We start from the raw sequence: 17430 nt of genomic DNA, 5'->3' as shown, positions 1-17430 counted from the left end.
GTGCGGTGGTTCAGCCGCCCGCGCCGGGGTCCGTGTCCGTACCCGTGTCGGGCGGGGTGCTCGGGTCGCCGCCGGTGTCCCCGCCGCCGGTGTCCGGCGGGTCGGTGGCCTCGAATGCGTCTGATTGCGAGCCGGCGACCCGGACCTGCGTGCCGTTGAGGGTGGCGGTCGCGCTCACGCGGACAGAGGTCGCAAGCTGCGGAACCGTCGGCGGCTCGTCGCCGGCGTTCCAGGACGACTCGGAGAGCGGGATGGCGCCCACGGACCACTCCGCGGTGTACCGGATCGTCACGCCGCTCGCCGCCGGCGGGCCGCTCACCGCGAGTGCGCTGCCCTTCTGGGCGTCGGTCACCGACACCGCGGTGTTCAGTGCGGCGACCGTGCCGGACGACCGGCCCGAGTCCGGTGCGCAGAAGTTGTCCCCGGGGCCGCCGCAGGCCGTGAGCGTGAAGCTCGTGGCGACGTTGTACCCACCGCTCGGGACGCCGGACCAGACGCCGCCGGGCTGGAGCGTGACCGTCGTCCCACCGACGCTGAGCACGTAGTGGTCGACCGACTCACGCGGGGCCGTGATCGTGGCGTTCCAGCGGTTGGTCCCGGTCTGGTCGACGCCGACACTGGCGTTGCCCGTGCTCGTCGCCTGCGAGTACGTCACCGAGTCGACGAAGTCCACGTTGCAGAAGGACCCGTTGTCGGCGACCACGGCGTACCGCTGGCTGCCGCGACCGGGGTTGTTGTCGGTCACCGGGCTGCTCGTCCCGACGACGTCGCCGCCGAGGCTCGTGCACGACGGGCTGCCGCTCGCGATCCGGTAGACGCGGTAACTGACCGACGGCGCACCGGCAGCGTCAGCCGCGCTCCACTTCACCGTCACCGGCGAGCGGCCGTTCGAGATCTGGTCGGTGCTCGCGGTGGCTGACAGGGACCGCGGCGCGCTCGGGGTGCCGATCGCCGTGCCCGTCGCGGAACCGGTGTTCCACTGCACCACCGTGTTGTCGCGATCGGCACTGTTCCGCGGGGACACCGTCACCGTGTACTGCGCCGCGCTCTGGGCACCGCCGAAGGTCGCGGTCGTCGACGTCCCGGCGTTCTTCGTGGTGGACAGGCCAGGGCCGTCGATCGTGACGACGTAGTTGTTCACCGCGCTGCCGTTGTTCGGCGCCTTGACCGCGCTCCACGACACGTCGAGCTGGTTCGGGGTGTTCTTGTCCGCGGTGACGGTGATGTCCTTGGGCGGCGCCGGGACGAAGTCGGCGCTCATCGGCGCGGACTGCTTCGAGGCGTCCGACGCGCCCACGGCGTTCACGGCCGAGACGGTGAACCGGTAGGACGCGGTCGGGTCGAGCCCGGTGATCGTGCACACCGTGGCGAGCCCGCAGTCCTTCGCGACGCCGTTGGTCCCGGTGACGCGGTACCCCGTGATCGGCGAGTTGTTCGCCTGCGGGGTCGCCCACGTCAGCGTCACCTGGCCGCCGTCGTAGGAACCGGTCCGGGTGGGCGCGCCCGGGGCGTCGGGGACGTCCTGCACGGAGATCGTGACGTCACCCCAGACCGCGCGGTCCGCGTCCTTCGTGGCGTCGGACACCTGGTACTGCAGGTTCGTGTTGCCGGGCTTCGCGGAGTCGGACACGCTCACCTGCAGGCGGGACTTGTCCGCGCTCGGGATGATGGTGACGCCGGAGGGCAGGCCGCCGGCGAGTCCGCGGATGTTCGTCACGGTGAGCCGCTCGTCCGGGAACGGGTTGGTCGGCTGGTCGTTGGCGAGCACGTCGATGGTGGTCGAGGACCCCCGCTTCACGGTGGCCTTGTCGGCGCCGGGTTGCACGAGTGGTCGGGTGGAGGCGACGATCCCCACCTGGACGAGGCCGGACCTGCCGGAGTTCGTGGCGTCCGCCACCCCGACCCCGATCGTCGCCGTGGTGTTCTTCCGGGCGGAGTCGGCGACCTTGATGGTCAGGCGCTGCCCCGAGATCGTCGCCGTGGTGCCCGAGGCGGGCTGGCTGACGACCGAGTACCGCAGCTCGGGGAGGTCCTTCGGGTACGGGTAGTCGGTCAGCTTCGTGAGGTCGATCGTCCGCGAGTCCCCCGGCTGCATGTCGATCGAGGACCCGGTGAACGCCGGCGGCTGGTTCGACCGCGGAGTGACCTTCACCGGCAGCACGAGGGTCGCGACGCGTCCCTTGCCGCCGTTCGCGTTCGACCCGTCGGTGACCTCGAACGAGATCGACGCGTTGCCGTAGTAGAGCTTCGCGGACGTGAACTGCAGCGTCGAGGAGTCGACGACGAGGTCGGCGCCGTTCGCGTGGGTGGCCTTCACCGTGCCGGAGTCGGTCACCTTCGCGGTCTGCCCGTTCGCGGTGACGACGTACTTCGACAGCGGGATGCGGACCGTCGCCTCGCTCTTGACGGTGATGGCACCGGCGGTCCGGTTCACCTGCGGGAGCGCGTCGTCGAAGCCGGGCACGTGGATGAAGCCGTACGACACGATGTCGGGGTGGTCCTGGCGCGCCACGGAGAACGGGATGACCTGTGAGTCGTCGGTCAGCCGCACGACGATGCGTCCGGTGTCGTTGACCCGGGCGGTGTCGCCGTACCCGTCGACGACGCCGACGGTCAGGTCGGACGTCGAGCCCTCGGCGAAGAACACGTTCTCGAGGACGTCCACGGTGACGCTCTGCCGGTGCAGGATGTCCTGCAGGTCGAGGGTGGTGTCGTCGACTTCCGGGCGCAGCGGGCTGGCGTCCTTGTCGACGGTGACGGTGAGGAACGCGGTGCTCGCGCCGCCGTTCTCGTTCGCGACCGTGTAGAGCACCGCGAAGTCCCCGGACTTCGCCGTCTTCGGCGGGGTGACCCGGATCTCCTGCTTCCGGAGGACCTTGGCCGTGACGTCCTTCGCCGTGGGTTCGGCCTTCGTGACGGCGAGGTCACCGCCCTCGGGGTCGGAGTCGTTCTGGAGCACGCGGACGGTGACCGTCCCGCCCGGCCGGATCGTCACGTGGTCGGCCTCGGCGACGGGGTTGGCGGCCTGTTCGGCCCGCGGGGCGATGCCGACGCGGATCGTGCCGGTCGCACGGGCGCCGAGGGCGTCGACCACCGTGTACGTGAACTCGTCGGTCCCCGCGGAGTAGTCACCGGCTTCGTAGGTGAGGGAGTCGGCGGCGACGTCGCTCACGGAGCCCTTGTCGGGGTTCGACCCGACGCCGACCAACTGGACGGAGTCGCCGTCGGGGTCGATCGCGTTGAGCGGGATCGAGATCCGCACGGCCTGTCCGGCCACGACCCGCGCGGTCACCGTCTCCGGCACCGGCGGGTTGTTCGTCGCACTGTCCTTCTCCCGGACGGAGATCGAGACGGCGGCGTCCGCGGTCTGCCCGTCGGGACCGGCGACGCGGTACACGGCCGTGTAGTTGCCGGGGGTCTTCGGCGCGAGGTAGCGGAGGTGGTCCCCGGAGGCGAAGAGCAGACCGCCGTCGCCCGGGACGTTCTGCACGAGGTCGGGCTGCAGGGTGAGCGGCTCGCCCTCGGGCTGGGTGTCGTTCGCGAGGACGTCGATGTTCGCCACGTCTCCGACCCGCACGGTCGCGCTGTCGGACTGGGCGACGGGCGGCTGGATCCGGTCGGGCTTCGGGATCTCGACCACGGTGACCGTGCCGGTCGCCGAGGCGAGTCCGTTCGTCTCGGTGTAGGTGAAGGTGACCGGGCCGTCGAGCGGCGCCGTGAGGGTGGTCCGGACGGTGTGCTGGTCGAGGATGCTCGCCTGCACGCCGGACGTCCGGTCCGGGCCGTCGAGCGCGGTGACGAGCAGGACGCCGCCGGCGGGGTCGATGTCGGTCGCGGTGACGTCGGTGTCCTTCGTGGACAGCGTGTTCACGAAGACGGTCTTCGGGGTGGTGATCGGCGCGGTGGAGGCGTCCGGCGGTGCCAGGACCGTGATCCGCACGATGCCGCTCGCGGTCTTCGTGCCGTCGGTCACCGTGTACTCGACCTGGTGGTCCCCCACCGCGTCGCCCTGCACCCGGAAGGTGCCGGCGTCGTAGCTCGGGGTGATCGTCACGCCGCTCGTCGACGAGACGCTCGTCAGGGTGACCGTGCCGTTGCCCCCGCGCACGTGCTCGAGGGGGTCGACCGTGAAGGCCTTGCCGGCGTACCCCTGCACCGGGAACGCGTCGGCGCGGAGCGGGACGCTGCCCTGCTTCGCGACGTGCACCGTCAGCGAGCCCCGGCCGTCGGCGCGTCCGTCGCTGACGACGAGCTGGACGTTCCGCTCCCCCGTGCGCCCGCTCGCGTTCCGGAAGTCGAGCAGACCGTCCGGTGTCGTCGACGCCTGGTCGCCGTCGGACGCCGTCGCCGACTTCAGGTAGACGGGATCGCCGTCCGGGTCGACCCAGTCCCCCAGGACGTTCGAGGACACGTGCCCGTTCTGGACGACGTCGGCGCTGGTGTCACGGACCTGGCGTGGGGCTTCGTTCTCGGAGTCCGGTCGCACCGACACCCGTACCGTCGCGCTGGCGGATCCGCCGTTGCCGTCGGTGATCGTGTACCGGAAGGCGACGGTGCCGCTGGCGCTGTCGCCGAGGGTGATCTGGAGTCGTTGGCCGTCGTCCACGATGGCGACGGAGCCGCCGGCTCCGTTGACCGTCCCGATCTCGCTGACCACGATCGGGTCGCCGTTGGGGTCGTAGTCGTTGAGCAGGACCGGGAGGCTCGTGGTGCGTCCCGGACGAGCGCCCAGGTCGTCGTCGACCGCGACCGGCGGCTTCTGGTCCTTCTCGACCTCAGGGTCGTCGTCGGAGACCTGTTCCTGCTGCTGGTCGTCGTCCCGCTTGATGAGGTCGGCCCAGTTGTCGATGAGCTGGCCGCTGCGGTCGATCGCCCACGCACGGCCGGTCGACGGGTCGTTCGCGACGATCGTGTCGCCGTTGTGCACGATCTGCAGCGCCGCGGCGCCCGGCACCTGGTCGAGCCGCTGCAGGGCACGGCCGGCGCAGGTGTCGACCGCCTGACCGCCGCTCCAGGCCCCGTAGGTGCAGGAGCCGTCCACGTAGGGCCGGGCCGCACGCCCGGAGACGGCGAGGGCGGTGCTCGTCGCCGAGCCGGACGGCGTCACCCGGACGAGCCCGGCAGCGCCCGCGACCACGACCGCGTCGCCGTCGGTGGTCGACCGCTGGAGCGACGGGGACCCCCCGACCCGGTCGCCGAGGTCGACCTCGGCGCCGTCGACCGACAGGGTGCCGTCGGTCCGGTCGAGCACCGCGACGTGGGTGCCGACGGCCGCGACCTGGAAGTCGTCCTTCCGGTCCATCCGCACGGTCCACCGCTTCGCGACGGAGAGCGTCGTGCCGACGTCGACCAGGGAGGCGGTCCCGGTGCGGGGTGAGTAGACGGCGACGTGGTCGTCGGAGGCATCGAAGACCGCATCGGCGCCGAGGGTCAGGTCCGCCTTGGTCGAGGCGTCGAACTCGTCGAGGTCGGACGCGGGCGTCGACCAGAGCTCACCGGTGTCCTGGTTGCCGATGACCGCGGTTCGGCCAGCGAAGAACACCTGGGGCGAGCCCGACGGCAGGGTGACGGCGTCCCCGACGGTGGCGTCCGCGACGTCCACCTTCGCGACCGTGCCCTTCGTCTCGTCCACGCTGTAGACGGTCGAGCCGCGCTGCAGCACGGACAGGGAGTCGGACGATGCCTCGATGGCGGTGTTCAGCTGCAGGACGGCGGTGTTCGCGCGACCGACGGCGCCGTACTCGGCCGAGGGGACCCACACGGTCCCGTCGCCGAGCGCCACACGCTGTGTGTGGTAGCCGCTCGACACGACGGCGGCGCCGGCGACGAGCGCACCGACGAGCACCGAGACCCCGAGCGTCACCGCTGCCGACCGGTGCTGCGTCAGGAGACGTCGGATCACGACCCGCTGCCGATCGTCGCGCACCGTTCGGCGCTCGCGACGCCGGTCTTGCCGTCACGGTTCACGGCGACGGAGATGCACTCTTCGTCGCCCTTGCTGCCGGAGACCACGAACGAGGTGCCGGACTGCTGGCTCGACGCACCGTTCGAGGAGATCACGTAGGTGTCGCCGTTGTGGAGGCCGGGGTCGGACCAGCGGAACGTCACCGACTCCGACGAGGAGGACGCCCGGACGTCCGCCACGGTCGGGATCGCGCCGGAGCCGACGCGGGACACGAGCACCACGGTCGTCGCGGCGAGGGCGAGGACGACCACGGCGGCGAGCGAGCTCACCCACACGACCGTCCGGCGGGAACGACGCCGTCCGCGGGTGACCGAGCCGGTGCGGTGGACGGTGCCGACGCTCCGCGACCCGGTGGCCGCGACGCCGCCCTGCACCGGTCGACGCGTGCGTCGGCGACGGCCGACGCGGCTCGGGGGCTGCAGTTCGCGGACCATGGTGCGGTCGCCGTCCGGGGACGGCGTGGCGATGGACCAGGCTTCCACGGCGACGTCCGCCGCGGTCTGCGGCAGGCCGAGTTCGGCCTGGACCTGCTGGAAGCCGCGGACGAGCTCCATCACGGTGCCCGGCCGGAGCTGCGTCTTCCGGGACATCGCCGTCGCGAGCAGGCGCTCGAGCGACGGCGGGACGTCCGCTCGGCCGGTGGGCTTCACGCCGCCCTTGTCGATGCGGGACATCAGGTCCGACGCGCCGTTCTTGCCGCCGACCACCTCGAACGGGCTGCGGCCCGCGAGGAGCGAGAACACGGTGGCCGCCAGGGCGTAGACCTCGGACTGGATCGTGCCGCGCGACTCGTCGATGAGGACTTCGGGCGCCGACCACGGGATCGACATGCCGATCGGTTCGTCCGGGTCCGTCCCACCGATCGTCGCGGCGATGCCGAAGTCCGACAGGACCGGGTTGCCGTACGCGGTGAGCAGGATGTTCGAGGGCTTGATGTCGCGGTGCAGCACGCCTTCGCGGTGCGCGGTCTCGAGCGCGGACCCGATCCGGATCCCGATCGAGAGGACCTCGGACACCGGGACGGGTTCGCGCCGGTAGCGCTCGCTGAGCGAGGACGAGCAGAGCTCCATCACCAGGTAGGGACGACCGTCCGCCGCCACGCTCGCCTGGAAGACGGTGAGGATCGAGGGGTGCGTGCTGAGGCGCGCCATCAGGTTCGCCTCGGCCTGGAACATCTGGCGGACCCGGTCGTCGACCACTTCGTCGAGCAGGACCTTCACCGCGACCTGACGGCGCGGCATGTCCTGCTCGTAGAGGAACACGTCGGCGAACCCGCCGGAGCCGAGCACGTGGACCGGGCTGAACCCGGGGATGACAGGGGGTGTCGACGGCAGGCGTCGGGCCATCGTTCGCTCCCCTCCGGCCGACACGGCCCGTTGTACGTCGCGGCCTTCCATCCTACGGAAGTGGGACACCGGAACACTGCACACCAGCATCCGGTGGACGGCCACCGTCCCCCAGTTCGGGGGGCAGTTCGGCGGCCGGTTCAGTGGCGGGGCAGCGTGTCCTCGAGGTCGCCGTCGGTCGGCGCTCCGTCGACCTGCAGCACGACGACCGTGACGTTGTCCCGGCCGCCGGCGACGAGGGCGTCCCCGACGAGCCGCTCGGCGAGTTCCTGCGGGTCGGTGACCTTCGCGGCGATCCGGCCGATGCCGGCGTCGCCGATCTCCTTCGTCAGCCCGTCCGAGCAGACGATGTACCGGTCACCGGTCCGGAGCGGCAGGGTCCACCAGTCCGGCGACGGCGGCTCGCCGAAGCCCACGGCGCGGGTGATGACGTTGCTGTCCGGGTGCGCCTCGGCGTCCTCGGCACGGAGGACGCCGGCGTCCACCATCTCCTGCACGACGGAGTGGTCGACGGTGATCCGACGGAGCACCCCGTCCTCCACCCGGTACGTGCGGGAGTCCCCGACGTTGAAGACGAGCGCGGCGGGCTGCCCGTGCGACGCCACGAGCGCGAGCCCGGTGACGGTCGTGCCGGCACCGATCGCGTTGCCCCCGGCAGCACGTTCGATGTCGGCCGTCGCGAGCAGCAGGGCACGCTGGATCTCCTGACGGCTGCCGAACGGCCCGTCCACCGCGTCACCGAGGCGACGGACCACGGCGTCGCTCGCGCGGTCACCGGCGAGGTGACCGCCCATGCCGTCGGCGACGACGAAGAACGGCGCTTCGACGATGTAGCTGTCCTCGTTGTGGTCGCGACGACGACCGACGTCGGTCGCGGCACCCCACGAGAGCGTGAGGGTGGCGCCGTCCCTGCCCGGGACGTCGATGGCGTGGGCGGCGGCGGCTCGGCCGAGTTCGGTCACGTTCTGGATCGCTCTCTGGGGGTTCGGGGCGTGCCGGTCAACGGGTGATCGGAGGCTGGTGCTGGAACGGCGGGAATCCGTCCGGCGGCGGGGTCACCCGGAGGTGCGGCGAGAGGATCTCGATGGCGACCCCGTCCCCGATCTCGACTACCGTACCCGTCAGCGCGACGATCGACGCACCGGACGGCATCCGGTACGCCGGAGCCCCGGCCGGCCGGACGAGGGTCCCGTTGGTCGAACGGAGGTCGTCGACCACCGCCACTTCGCCCTCGGCGTGCAGGAGCAGGTGCGACGACGACACCAGCCCGCTCGGGGACCGCACCGTCACGAGCTCTGGTTCCGGGCCGCGCACGATGCGCGGGAGTGCCGGCCGTCGGCCGACGACCACCGGACGGTCGAGACGGATCACACGGTCGCCGATCCGGATCGACGGAACTCGGGTGCGCACCGGCTCCGCGACCGCCGGGAGGCCCGTGGTCGCCCCCGGCAGACCGGCCGCACGGCCGTCGCCCGGTGGCGTCCAGGGCACGTGGTCGGTTCCCCCTGCACGCACCACCGTGTCGTCGAGGGCGTCCGGCTCCTCGGCGCGAGCGGGCCGCGGAGCACGGATGACCGTGTCCCCCAGCGCATCGTCGAGGGCATCGTCACGTGCGCCGTCGACCCCCGACGGACGGGACACCCGAGGACGGAGCACCGTGTCCTCGATGTCGTCGGCGTCGTCGTCGTGCACGTGGTGCCCTTCCTGCGTGGTCACCACCACCGTAGACGATCCGGTGCACCGCGCATCACCCTTGCCACGACGGAGCGGAACCGGCGGCGCACGAGCGCTGCACCAGCCCGGCGAGGGCGTCGTCCGGCACGGTGTCGAGCGCGTACTGCGCCCGGACCGCGGCCCGCGCCGACGACCCGAGCGCCCAGGAGCACCAGGCGCCGAGGGCCAGTGCCCCGGCGACACCCCGCCGGTCGTCGCGCGGTGATCCCTGTGCCTTCCACCCGTGCCACACGGCGACAGCGCGGTCCCCCGCGATGCGGATGCGGTCACGGTCCGGGGACGGCCCCTGCCCGTGCAGCGCGAGCGGCGTGGGATCACGGAAGGGATCGAAGGGGCGAACCCCGGCAGCGCGCTCCCCGGCGGTCGGCGCCGCCAGGAAGCGGATCAGCGCCATCCGGGTGGCCAGCGCTCCGCACGCGGTGCCGATCGCGGACCTGGCACCGGGCGACGGCGGATCGGTGCCCGGCGCGACGAGCGCCGTGGCGGCCACCGGCAGTGTGACCGCGGCAGCGATCTCACGCGGGTAGCGGACGTACGGGTCAGCGGTGGAGGTCATGGCGTCTGGGTTCATGTCGCCATCGAAGCGTGATCCGAGCCTCCAGGCCGGTGCCGGACCGGACCCCGTGGAGAACGCGACCGGTCACCCTGCCTGTGCAGGAACGACCGCACCGGTCAGATCCGGACGGGCTCCAGGCTCTCCGCCACGAGGTCCCACCCACCGTCGACCTGTTCGAGCACCACGCCGGTTCCACGCGCCCAGCCGACGAGGTCGTCCATCGACCCGACCTCGGCACCGGTCCGCCCGAGCAGTGACACCAGGCGCCCCTTCGCCGTCTTGTTCCAGTGGTTCAGTGCCTTGCGACGGCCAGAGCCGTCGACGCTCACCACGCGCAGTGCCACGGCACCCCCGACGGGGCCGAGCGCTCGGTACCCCTCGGAACGGAGGTCGAGCACCAACCCGTCGGCACGCGACGCGAGCGCATGCGAGGAGACGGCGGGCCAGTGCGCGGCGAGCCGCAGCGGCGCGAGCCGCGAGTCGTGCGACAGGCGGTACGCAGGGATCGGGTCCCCCGCACCGATCGGTCCGAACATCGCGGACTGCACGACCACGTGCCGGGACCACCAGTCGCGGACCTCGTCGGACGCCGCAGGGACGTCGAGCGGGTCGTAGAGCACACCCGTGTACCGCTCGATCGCCGGCAGCGTCGGCGAGGTCCCGAGCGCGAGGTTCCGGAACCGCTCGCTGATCGACTTCGGACCGAGCTTCAACGCCGTCCGCGCCGAGGACTCCTCGGAACTGACGGAGCGGGCCGCGGTGATCACCGCGGCCCGCTCTCGGGTCAGTTCCGGGAACGAGAGCACACCCAGATCGAGTGTGCTGCCCGGTTCCCCGCCCTCCCGCTTCGTCTCCGAAGGCGGGAGGAGGACGGTCAGTCCGGTCAGGACGCCAGCGCGGCCTGCCGCGCCACGATCGTGACCGTGTCGTGCTCGACGGAGAGGAAGCCGTCCTCAGCGTCGACCGCGACGGTCGAGCCGTCGGCCCGCGTGATGCGGACCTGGCCCTGGGCGAGGATCGCGAGCATCGGCTCGTGACCCGCCAGGATGCCGATCTGGCCTTCCGTCGTGCGTGCGACGACCATGGTGGTGTCGCCCGTCCAGACCTCGCGGTCTGCCGAGACGACACTCACGGTGAGACCCGCCATCTCAGCGGTTCTCCTTCTGGATCTGCGCCCACTTCTCTTCGACGTCGTTGATGCCACCGACGTTGAAGAAGGCCTGCGTGGCCACGTGGTCGAACTCACCGTCGGCGATGGCGCGGAAGGACTCGATCGTGTCCTTCAGCGGCACCGTGGAGCCCTCGACACCCGTGAACTTCTTGGCCATGTACGTGTTCTGCGAGAGGAACTGCTGGATACGACGAGCGCGCTCGACCGTGATCTTGTCCTCTTCGGAGAGCTCGTCGACACCGAGGATGGCGATGATCTCCTGCAGTTCCTTGTTCTTCTGGAGGATCTGCTTGACGCGCGTCGCCGTCTCGTAGTGGTCAGCGCCCAGGTACCGGGGGTCCATGATGCGCGACGTCGAGGTCAGCGGGTCGATCGCCGGGTAGAGACCCTGCGACGCGATCTCGCGGGAGAGCTCCGTGGTGGCGTCGAGGTGCGCGAACGTGGTCGCCGGCGCCGGGTCGGTGTAGTCGTCAGCCGGGACGTAGATCGCCTGCAGCGAGGTGATCGAGTGACCACGCGTCGAGGTGATGCGCTCCTGGAGCACACCCATCTCGTCGGCGAGGTTCGGCTGGTAGCCCACCGCGGACGGCATGCGGCCGAGCAGCGTCGAGACCTCGGAGCCGGCCTGCGTGAAGCGGAAGATGTTGTCGATGAAGAGGAGCACGTCCTGCTTCTGGACATCGCGGAAGTACTCCGCCATCGTCAGCGCCGACAGGGCGACACGGAGACGCGTTCCCGGCGGCTCGTCCATCTGGCCGAACACGAGGGCGGTCTTGTCGAAGACCCCCGCCTCTTCCATCTCACCGATGAGGTCGTTGCCCTCACGGGTGCGCTCGCCGACACCGGCGAACACCGACACACCGCCGTGGTCCTGCGCGACGCGCTGGATCATCTCCTGGATGAGGACGGTCTTGCCGACGCCCGCACCGCCGAAGAGACCGATCTTGCCACCCTGCACGTACGGGGTGAGGAGGTCGATCGACTTGATGCCGGTCTCGAACATCGAGGTCTTGGACTCGAGCTGGTCGAAGGCCGGGGCCTTGCGGTGGATCGGCCAGCGCTCGGTGATCTCGAGCTTCTCGTCGCTGTTGAGCACGTTGCCCAGCACGTCGAAGACCTTGCCCTTGGTGACGTCGCCGACGGGGACCGAGATCGGGGCGCCCGAGTCACGGACTTCCTGACCACGGACGAGGCCGTCGGTCGGCTTCAGGGAGATGGCACGGACCAGGTCGTCGCCGAGGTGCTGCGCGACCTCGAGGCCGATCTCCTGCGACGAGTCACCGATGGTGATCGTCGTGAAGAGGAGGTTGTACATCTCCGGGATTGCGTCGTGCGGGAACTCGATGTCGACGACGGGGCCCGTGACACGGGCGATCCGGCCGACACCGGGCGCCGACGACGTCTCGACCGCGGTGGTAGCGGTGTCGGTCATGGCTGGTGCCTTCCTGAGGGTGGGTTGCTGTCCGCGAACGACGCGGACTACTTCTTCTTCGACGAGAGGGCGTCGGCGCCGCCGACGATCTCGGAGATCTGCTGCGTGATCTCGGCCTGACGCGCGTTGTTCGCGAGTCGGGTGAAGTCACGGATCAGCGAGTCGGCGTTGTCGCTGGCCGCCTTCATCGCCTTCTGCCGTGCGGCGTGCTCGGAAGCAGCCGACTGCAGCATGGCGTTGAAGATGCGGCTCTCGATGTAGACCGGGAGCAGCGAGTCGAGCACCGCGTCGGCGTCCGGCTCGAACTCGTAGAGCGGGAGCGGCTCGTTGTCCGTCGGCTCGTCGACGCCGTCGACGACCTCGAGCGGGAGCAGGCGGACGACCTGCGGCTCCTGGGTCGCGAGGCTCAGGAAGCGGTTGAACACGATGTGGATCTCGTCCACGCCGCCCTCTGCCGTGTCCTGGAGGAACTTCGACACGACCGCGTCGCCGATCTCCTTGGCCGTCGAGAACTCGGGCTGGTCGGTGTTGCCGACCCACTGCTGCTCGGACGAACGCTCACGGAACGCGAAGTACCCGACGGACTTGCGGCCGACGAGGTAGTAGACGACGTCCTTGCCCTCGCTGCGGAGCAGGGAGGCGAGCTCCTCGCCCTGCTTGAGGACGTTCGTGCTGAACGCGCCGTTCAGGCCGCGGTCCGAGGTGAACAGCACCACGGCGGCGCGGGTCGACGACTCGGGTTCGGTGGTCAGCACGTGGTCGACGTTCGAGAACGTCGCCACGGCCGACACGGCCCGGGTCACCGCACGCGAGTACGGACCGGACGCGGCCATGCGGGCCTGGGCCTTCTGGATCCGCGACGCCGAGATCAACTCCATGGCGCGCGTGACCTTCTTCGTGGTCTTCGCGGACTTGATTCGCTGTCGGTAGACCCGGACCTGGGCTGCCATCTAGCGACGACCCTTGACGATCTGCTCCTGGTCGACGTCCTCGGCGTCAGCCGCCTGGACCTGCTCCGACCCGAGCGTCTTGCCGTCGCTCGTCTGGAAGCTCTTCGTGAACTCGTCGATCTGCTTGCCCATCTCGGCGACGGTGTCGTCGCTGAGCTGGTTCGTCTCGCGCAGGGTCGTGAGCACGTCGGAGTTGCGACGCAGGTGGTCGAGCAGCTCGGACTCGAAGCGGAGCACGTCGGCGACGGGGACCGTGTCGAGCTTGCCGTTGGTGCCGGCCCAGATCGAGACGACCTGCTCCTCCACCGGGTACGGCGAGTACTGCGGCTGCTTGAGGAGCTCGGTGAGGCGAGCACCACGGTCCAGCTGACGACGCGACGCCTGGTCGAGGTCGGACGCGAACATCGCGAAGGCCTCGAGCGAGCGGTACTGCGCCAGCTCGAGCTTCAGCGTGCCGGAGACCTTCTTGATCGACTTCACCTGGGCGTCACCACCGACGCGGGACACCGAGATGCCCACGTCGACGGCCGGACGCTGGTTCGCGTTGAAGAGGTCCGACTGCAGGAAGATCTGGCCGTCGGTGATGGAGATGACGTTGGTCGGGATGTACGCCGAGACGTCGTTCGCCTTGGTCTCGATGATCGGGAGACCCGTCATCGAACCGGCGCCGAGCTCGTCGGACAGCTTCGCGCAACGCTCCAGCAGACGGGAGTGCAGGTAGAAGACGTCGCCCGGGTAGGCCTCGCGTCCCGGCGGACGACGCAGGAGGAGCGACACCGCACGGTAGGCCTCGGCCTGCTTCGACAGGTCATCGAAGATGATGAGGACGTGCTTGCCCTGGTACATCCAGTGCTGGCCGATGGCCGAACCGGTGTACGGGGCGAGGTACTTGAAGCCGGCCGGGTCGGAGGCCGGGGCGGCGACGATGGTGGTGTACTCCATCGCACCGGCGTCCTCGAGCGCACCCTTGACGGAGGCGATCGTGGAGCCCTTCTGGCCGATGGCGACGTAGATGCAGCGGACCTGCTTGTCCTCGTCGCCCGACTCCCAGTTGGCCTTCTGGTTGATGATCGTGTCGATCGCGATCGCCGTCTTGCCGGTCTGGCGGTCGCCGATGATCAGCTGACGCTGGCCACGGCCGACGGGGATCATGGCGTCGATCGCCTTGATGCCGGTCTGGAGCGGCTCGTGCACCGACTTGCGGGACATGACGCCGGGGGCCTGGAGCTCGAGGGCACGACGACCCTCGGCCGCGATCTCGCCGAGACCGTCGATCGGGGCGCCGAGCGGGTCGACGACGCGACCGAGGAAGCCGTCGCCGACCGGGGCCGAGAGGACCTCGCCGGTGCGGGTGACTTCCTGGCCCTCTTCTACACCCGCGAACTCGCCGAGCACGATGGCGCCGATGGAGTCCTCGTCGAGGTTCTGCGCGAGGCCGAGTGTGCCGTCCTCGAAGCGGATGAGCTCGTTGGCCATGACGCCGGGGAGGCCTTCGACGTGGGCGATGCCGTCACCGGCGTCGGTGACGTGCCCGACCTCGGCCGTGGAGGCCTTCGTCGGCTCGTAGTTCGAGACGAAGTCCTTCAGGGCATCACGGATCTCATCGGGGCTGATGGTGATGTCTGCCATGGGATTTTCCTTGTTGGTTTCCGGGGCCCTTCGGCTCCGAGAGGGTGATGCTGCCCGGTGGGGACAGTTCCCGTTGTGGACTTGGGGTGTCGGTTCGACCGTACGCTCAGCCGGCGAGCTGGAGCCGGAGGTCGGCGAGGCGCGTGGACACGGTGCCGTCGATGACGTCGCCACCGACCTGCACCCGGACCCCGCCGACGACCTTGGGGTCGACGACGTGGTTGACGATGATGTCCTTGCCGTAGCGCGCCGACAGCCCGCGGGCGACGCGAGCCGCCTGTGCTTCCGACAGCGCAGTGGCGGTGATGACCGTCGCCACGACCTTCTCGGCCTGGTCGGCGACGATGCGCGAGGCATCCCGGACCAGTTCACCGATCCGGCGGCCGCGCGGCTGCTGGACCAGTGCCGACAGGATCGTCACGGTCTGCGGCGACGACTTGCTGCCGATGAGACGCTCGACGAGCGCGCTCTTCTGCTCCGGGCTGCCGAGCTTCGTGCCGAGCGCCAGCTCGAGGCCGGCGTCCGAACGAACAGCGGTCTCGAAGGCGAACAGCTCCGCTTCGATCGGGGTGCCCGCCTCGGCCGTGGCCGCGACGGCACGGATGCCCGCGTCCTCGATGCCGGCGAGCAGGTCCTGCTGGGAGGACCAGCGGGAACCGGCGACGGCGGTCAGCACGGCGCGCGTGGCGTCGGACTGTCCGGCGAAGACCCGGTCGACGACGGCCTTCTTGCCGACGATGTCGGCGGTCGGGTCGGCCAGCAGCGTGAGGAGCTGGGACGCACCGGCGACCACTCGCCCTGCGGCGAGGATCTCAGCACCGCTCGCCAGGTCGGCGTTGCCGCCGAGGTCGGCGAGCACCGCCTGCGTGGACGAGAGTGCTGCTCTGGTGGCGCTCCGCATGCTCAGCGCTCCGTCTCGGCCTGCGACGCGTCGGCGCTGTTCGTCGACTCGAGGTCGGCGAGGAAGCGGTCGACGACCGCCGTGGCCTTGGCGTCGTCCTTGAGGGACTCGCCGATGACACCCGACGCGAGGTCGAGTGCGAGCGAGCCGACCTCGGAGCGGAGCGACTGGAGCGCGCTCTGGCGCTCCGCCTCGATCTGCGCCTGGGCGTTCGACGTGATGCGCGCTGCGTCGGCGGATGCCTGCTCGCGGACCTCGTTGCCGATCGCCGTGGCGTCGGCACGGGCCTGCTCGCGGATGCGGGAGGCTTCGGCACGGGCGTCGGCGAGCTGCTTGTTGTACTCGTCGAGCGCCGCTGCGGCCTGCTCCTGCGCGGCTTCCGCCTTCTTGATGCCACCCTCGATGGCCTCGGTGCGCTCATCGAGCATCTTCGTGATGCGCGGCGTGACGACACGCCAGAACACCAGGAAGATGATGACGAAGGCCACCAGCGACCACACGATGTCGTACACCGGCGGGATCAACGGGTTGTGCGTTTCCTCCGCCGCGATGATGAGTGCAGTGTTCATCGAGAAGCCTTACGAGGTGAAGATGAAGTACGTGGCGATGCCGATGAAGGCGAGGGCCTCGGTGAAGGCGATACCGATGTACATGAGGGTCGTCAGGCGGCCCTGGAGCTCGGGCTGGCGAGCGACGGACTCGATCGTCTTGCCGACGACGATGCCGACGCCGATGGCCGGGCCGATCGCTGCGAGGCCGTAGCCAACCGTCGCGATGTTGCCGTTGATCTCCGCGAGAACGGTCGTTGCGTCCACGTGTTTTCCTTTCGAGGTGCGGGTCCGACGGATGCCGGTCCCGTAGGGGGTCAGTGAGGAATCAGTGCTCGTCGGCCAGCGCCAGCTGGATGTAGACGGCGGTGAGGAGCATGAAGACGTAGGCCTGGAGCAGCGCGACGAGGATCTCGAAGAAGCTGAACGCGATGCCGAAGGCGATGGTCCCGATGCCGAAGGCCTTGAAGCCGAGCGAGGCGTCGAAGAAGAAGAACTGCGTTGCCGAGAAGAACAGGACGAGCAGCAGGTGCCCGACGACCATGTTCATCAGGAGTCGCAGGGTCAGCGTGACCGGGCGGAGGACGAAGGTCGAGACGAGCTCGATCGGCGTCACGATGATGTACAGGTACCACGGCACCCCTGGCGGGAAGAGCGAGTTCCGGAGGAACGTGCCCGGGTGCTTGCGGAGACCGGCGTAGATGAAGGCGACGTACGCGATGAGCGCGAGGATCATCGGCATCGCGATGCGGCTGGTGCCGGCGAGGTTCAGCCCCGGGATCAGACCCGTCAGGTTCATGAACAGCACGCCGAAGAAGATCGACGCGAGGAGCGGCAGGAAGCGCTTGCCGTCCTTCTCGCCCAGGTTGTCGAAGGTGTTCCGTCGCACGACGTCGAAGCCGTACTCGATGAACGCCTGTCCGCGGTTCGGGACGAGCTTCAGTGCGCGGGTGCCCGCGAACGCGAAGACGAGGAGCACTGCGACCGCGATGAAGCGGATGATGACGACGCGATCGATCTCGAACGGCGTCCCGGCGAAGAAGATCGCGTCCGGGAAGAACTCGTTGATCGACGGACCATGGAACTCGGCGGCCTTACTGCTCCCCGCCGCAACGGTGTTGGCCGCAGCGGTGAGGGACAGGGGAAGAGCGTGGGATAGCAGCGCTGTCTCCTGTGTCGGCGCGCGCACATCATGGCA

The 17430-nt window shown here is 70.0% G+C and carries 14 protein-coding genes; all 14 read right to left on the bottom strand.

Going from position 1 to position 17430, the window contains the following annotated elements; translation table 11 throughout:
* Positions 1 to 10: 10 nt before the first annotated feature.
* On the bottom strand, positions 11 to 5902 hold the full coding sequence (locus tag EDF24_RS16325; protein WP_148070914.1) for an Ig-like domain-containing protein: 5892 nt from the start codon (positions 5900 to 5902) through the stop codon (positions 11 to 13).
* Positions 5899 to 7311, bottom strand: a complete 1413-nt coding sequence (locus tag EDF24_RS16320; protein WP_123704256.1) for a serine/threonine-protein kinase — start codon at positions 7309 to 7311, stop codon at positions 5899 to 5901. The genes EDF24_RS16325 and EDF24_RS16320 overlap by 4 nt, the downstream gene beginning before the upstream one ends.
* Positions 7312 to 7451: 140 nt before the next feature.
* Entirely contained in the window at positions 7452 to 8273 is an 822-nt protein-coding gene (locus tag EDF24_RS16315; RefSeq protein ID WP_243698368.1) for a PP2C family serine/threonine-protein phosphatase, read from the bottom strand.
* A gap of 37 nt (positions 8274 to 8310) precedes the next feature.
* Entirely contained in the window at positions 8311 to 9027 is a 717-nt protein-coding gene (locus tag EDF24_RS16310; RefSeq protein WP_132049591.1) for an FHA domain-containing protein, read from the bottom strand.
* A 31-nt stretch (positions 9028 to 9058) separates the two neighbouring features.
* Positions 9059 to 9601, bottom strand: coding sequence for a hypothetical protein (locus EDF24_RS16305; RefSeq protein ID WP_123653600.1), 543 nt, complete (start codon positions 9599 to 9601; stop codon positions 9059 to 9061).
* 116 nt (positions 9602 to 9717) lie between these two features.
* Positions 9718 to 10479 (bottom strand): YaaA family protein, encoded by a 762-nt coding sequence (locus EDF24_RS16300; RefSeq protein WP_123704251.1) that lies wholly within the window; start codon positions 10477 to 10479, stop codon positions 9718 to 9720.
* Between the two features lie 5 nt (positions 10480 to 10484).
* Positions 10485 to 10748, bottom strand: a complete 264-nt coding sequence (locus EDF24_RS16295) for a F0F1 ATP synthase subunit epsilon (RefSeq protein ID WP_056124084.1) — start codon at positions 10746 to 10748, stop codon at positions 10485 to 10487.
* 1 nt (position 10749) lies between these two features.
* The gene (gene atpD / locus EDF24_RS16290) at positions 10750 to 12204 is read right to left on the bottom strand and encodes a F0F1 ATP synthase subunit beta (protein ID WP_123653602.1); all 1455 of its coding nucleotides are present in this window, start codon (positions 12202 to 12204) and stop codon (positions 10750 to 10752) included.
* A gap of 47 nt (positions 12205 to 12251) precedes the next feature.
* Complete coding sequence (locus EDF24_RS16285) at positions 12252 to 13154, bottom strand: F0F1 ATP synthase subunit gamma (RefSeq protein ID WP_123653603.1); 903 nt, start codon at positions 13152 to 13154, stop codon at positions 12252 to 12254.
* On the bottom strand, positions 13155 to 14783 hold the full coding sequence (gene atpA, locus EDF24_RS16280) for a F0F1 ATP synthase subunit alpha (protein ID WP_123653604.1): 1629 nt from the start codon (positions 14781 to 14783) through the stop codon (positions 13155 to 13157).
* 106 nt (positions 14784 to 14889) lie between these two features.
* The gene (locus EDF24_RS16275) at positions 14890 to 15684 is read right to left on the bottom strand and encodes a F0F1 ATP synthase subunit delta (protein ID WP_123704249.1); all 795 of its coding nucleotides are present in this window, start codon (positions 15682 to 15684) and stop codon (positions 14890 to 14892) included.
* 2 nt (positions 15685 to 15686) lie between these two features.
* Positions 15687 to 16253 carry a F0F1 ATP synthase subunit B gene (locus EDF24_RS16270; RefSeq protein ID WP_123704247.1) on the bottom strand — a complete coding sequence of 189 codons (567 nt, stop codon included), beginning with the start codon at positions 16251 to 16253 and terminating at the stop codon, positions 15687 to 15689.
* Positions 16254 to 16262: 9 nt separating this feature from the next.
* Complete coding sequence (gene atpE / locus EDF24_RS16265; RefSeq protein ID WP_123704245.1) at positions 16263 to 16499, bottom strand: ATP synthase F0 subunit C; 237 nt, start codon at positions 16497 to 16499, stop codon at positions 16263 to 16265.
* Positions 16500 to 16560: 61 nt separating this feature from the next.
* Complete coding sequence (gene atpB, locus EDF24_RS16260) at positions 16561 to 17421, bottom strand: F0F1 ATP synthase subunit A (RefSeq protein ID WP_243698369.1); 861 nt, start codon at positions 17419 to 17421, stop codon at positions 16561 to 16563.
* Between the last annotated feature and the right edge of the window lie 9 nt (positions 17422 to 17430).

The organism is Curtobacterium sp. PhB130, assembly GCF_003755165.1.
Classification (GTDB): Bacteria; Actinomycetota; Actinomycetes; order Actinomycetales; family Microbacteriaceae; genus Curtobacterium.
Note: the sequence above shows the minus strand (reverse complement) of the source record. Positions and strands in the feature narration are given on the sequence as shown.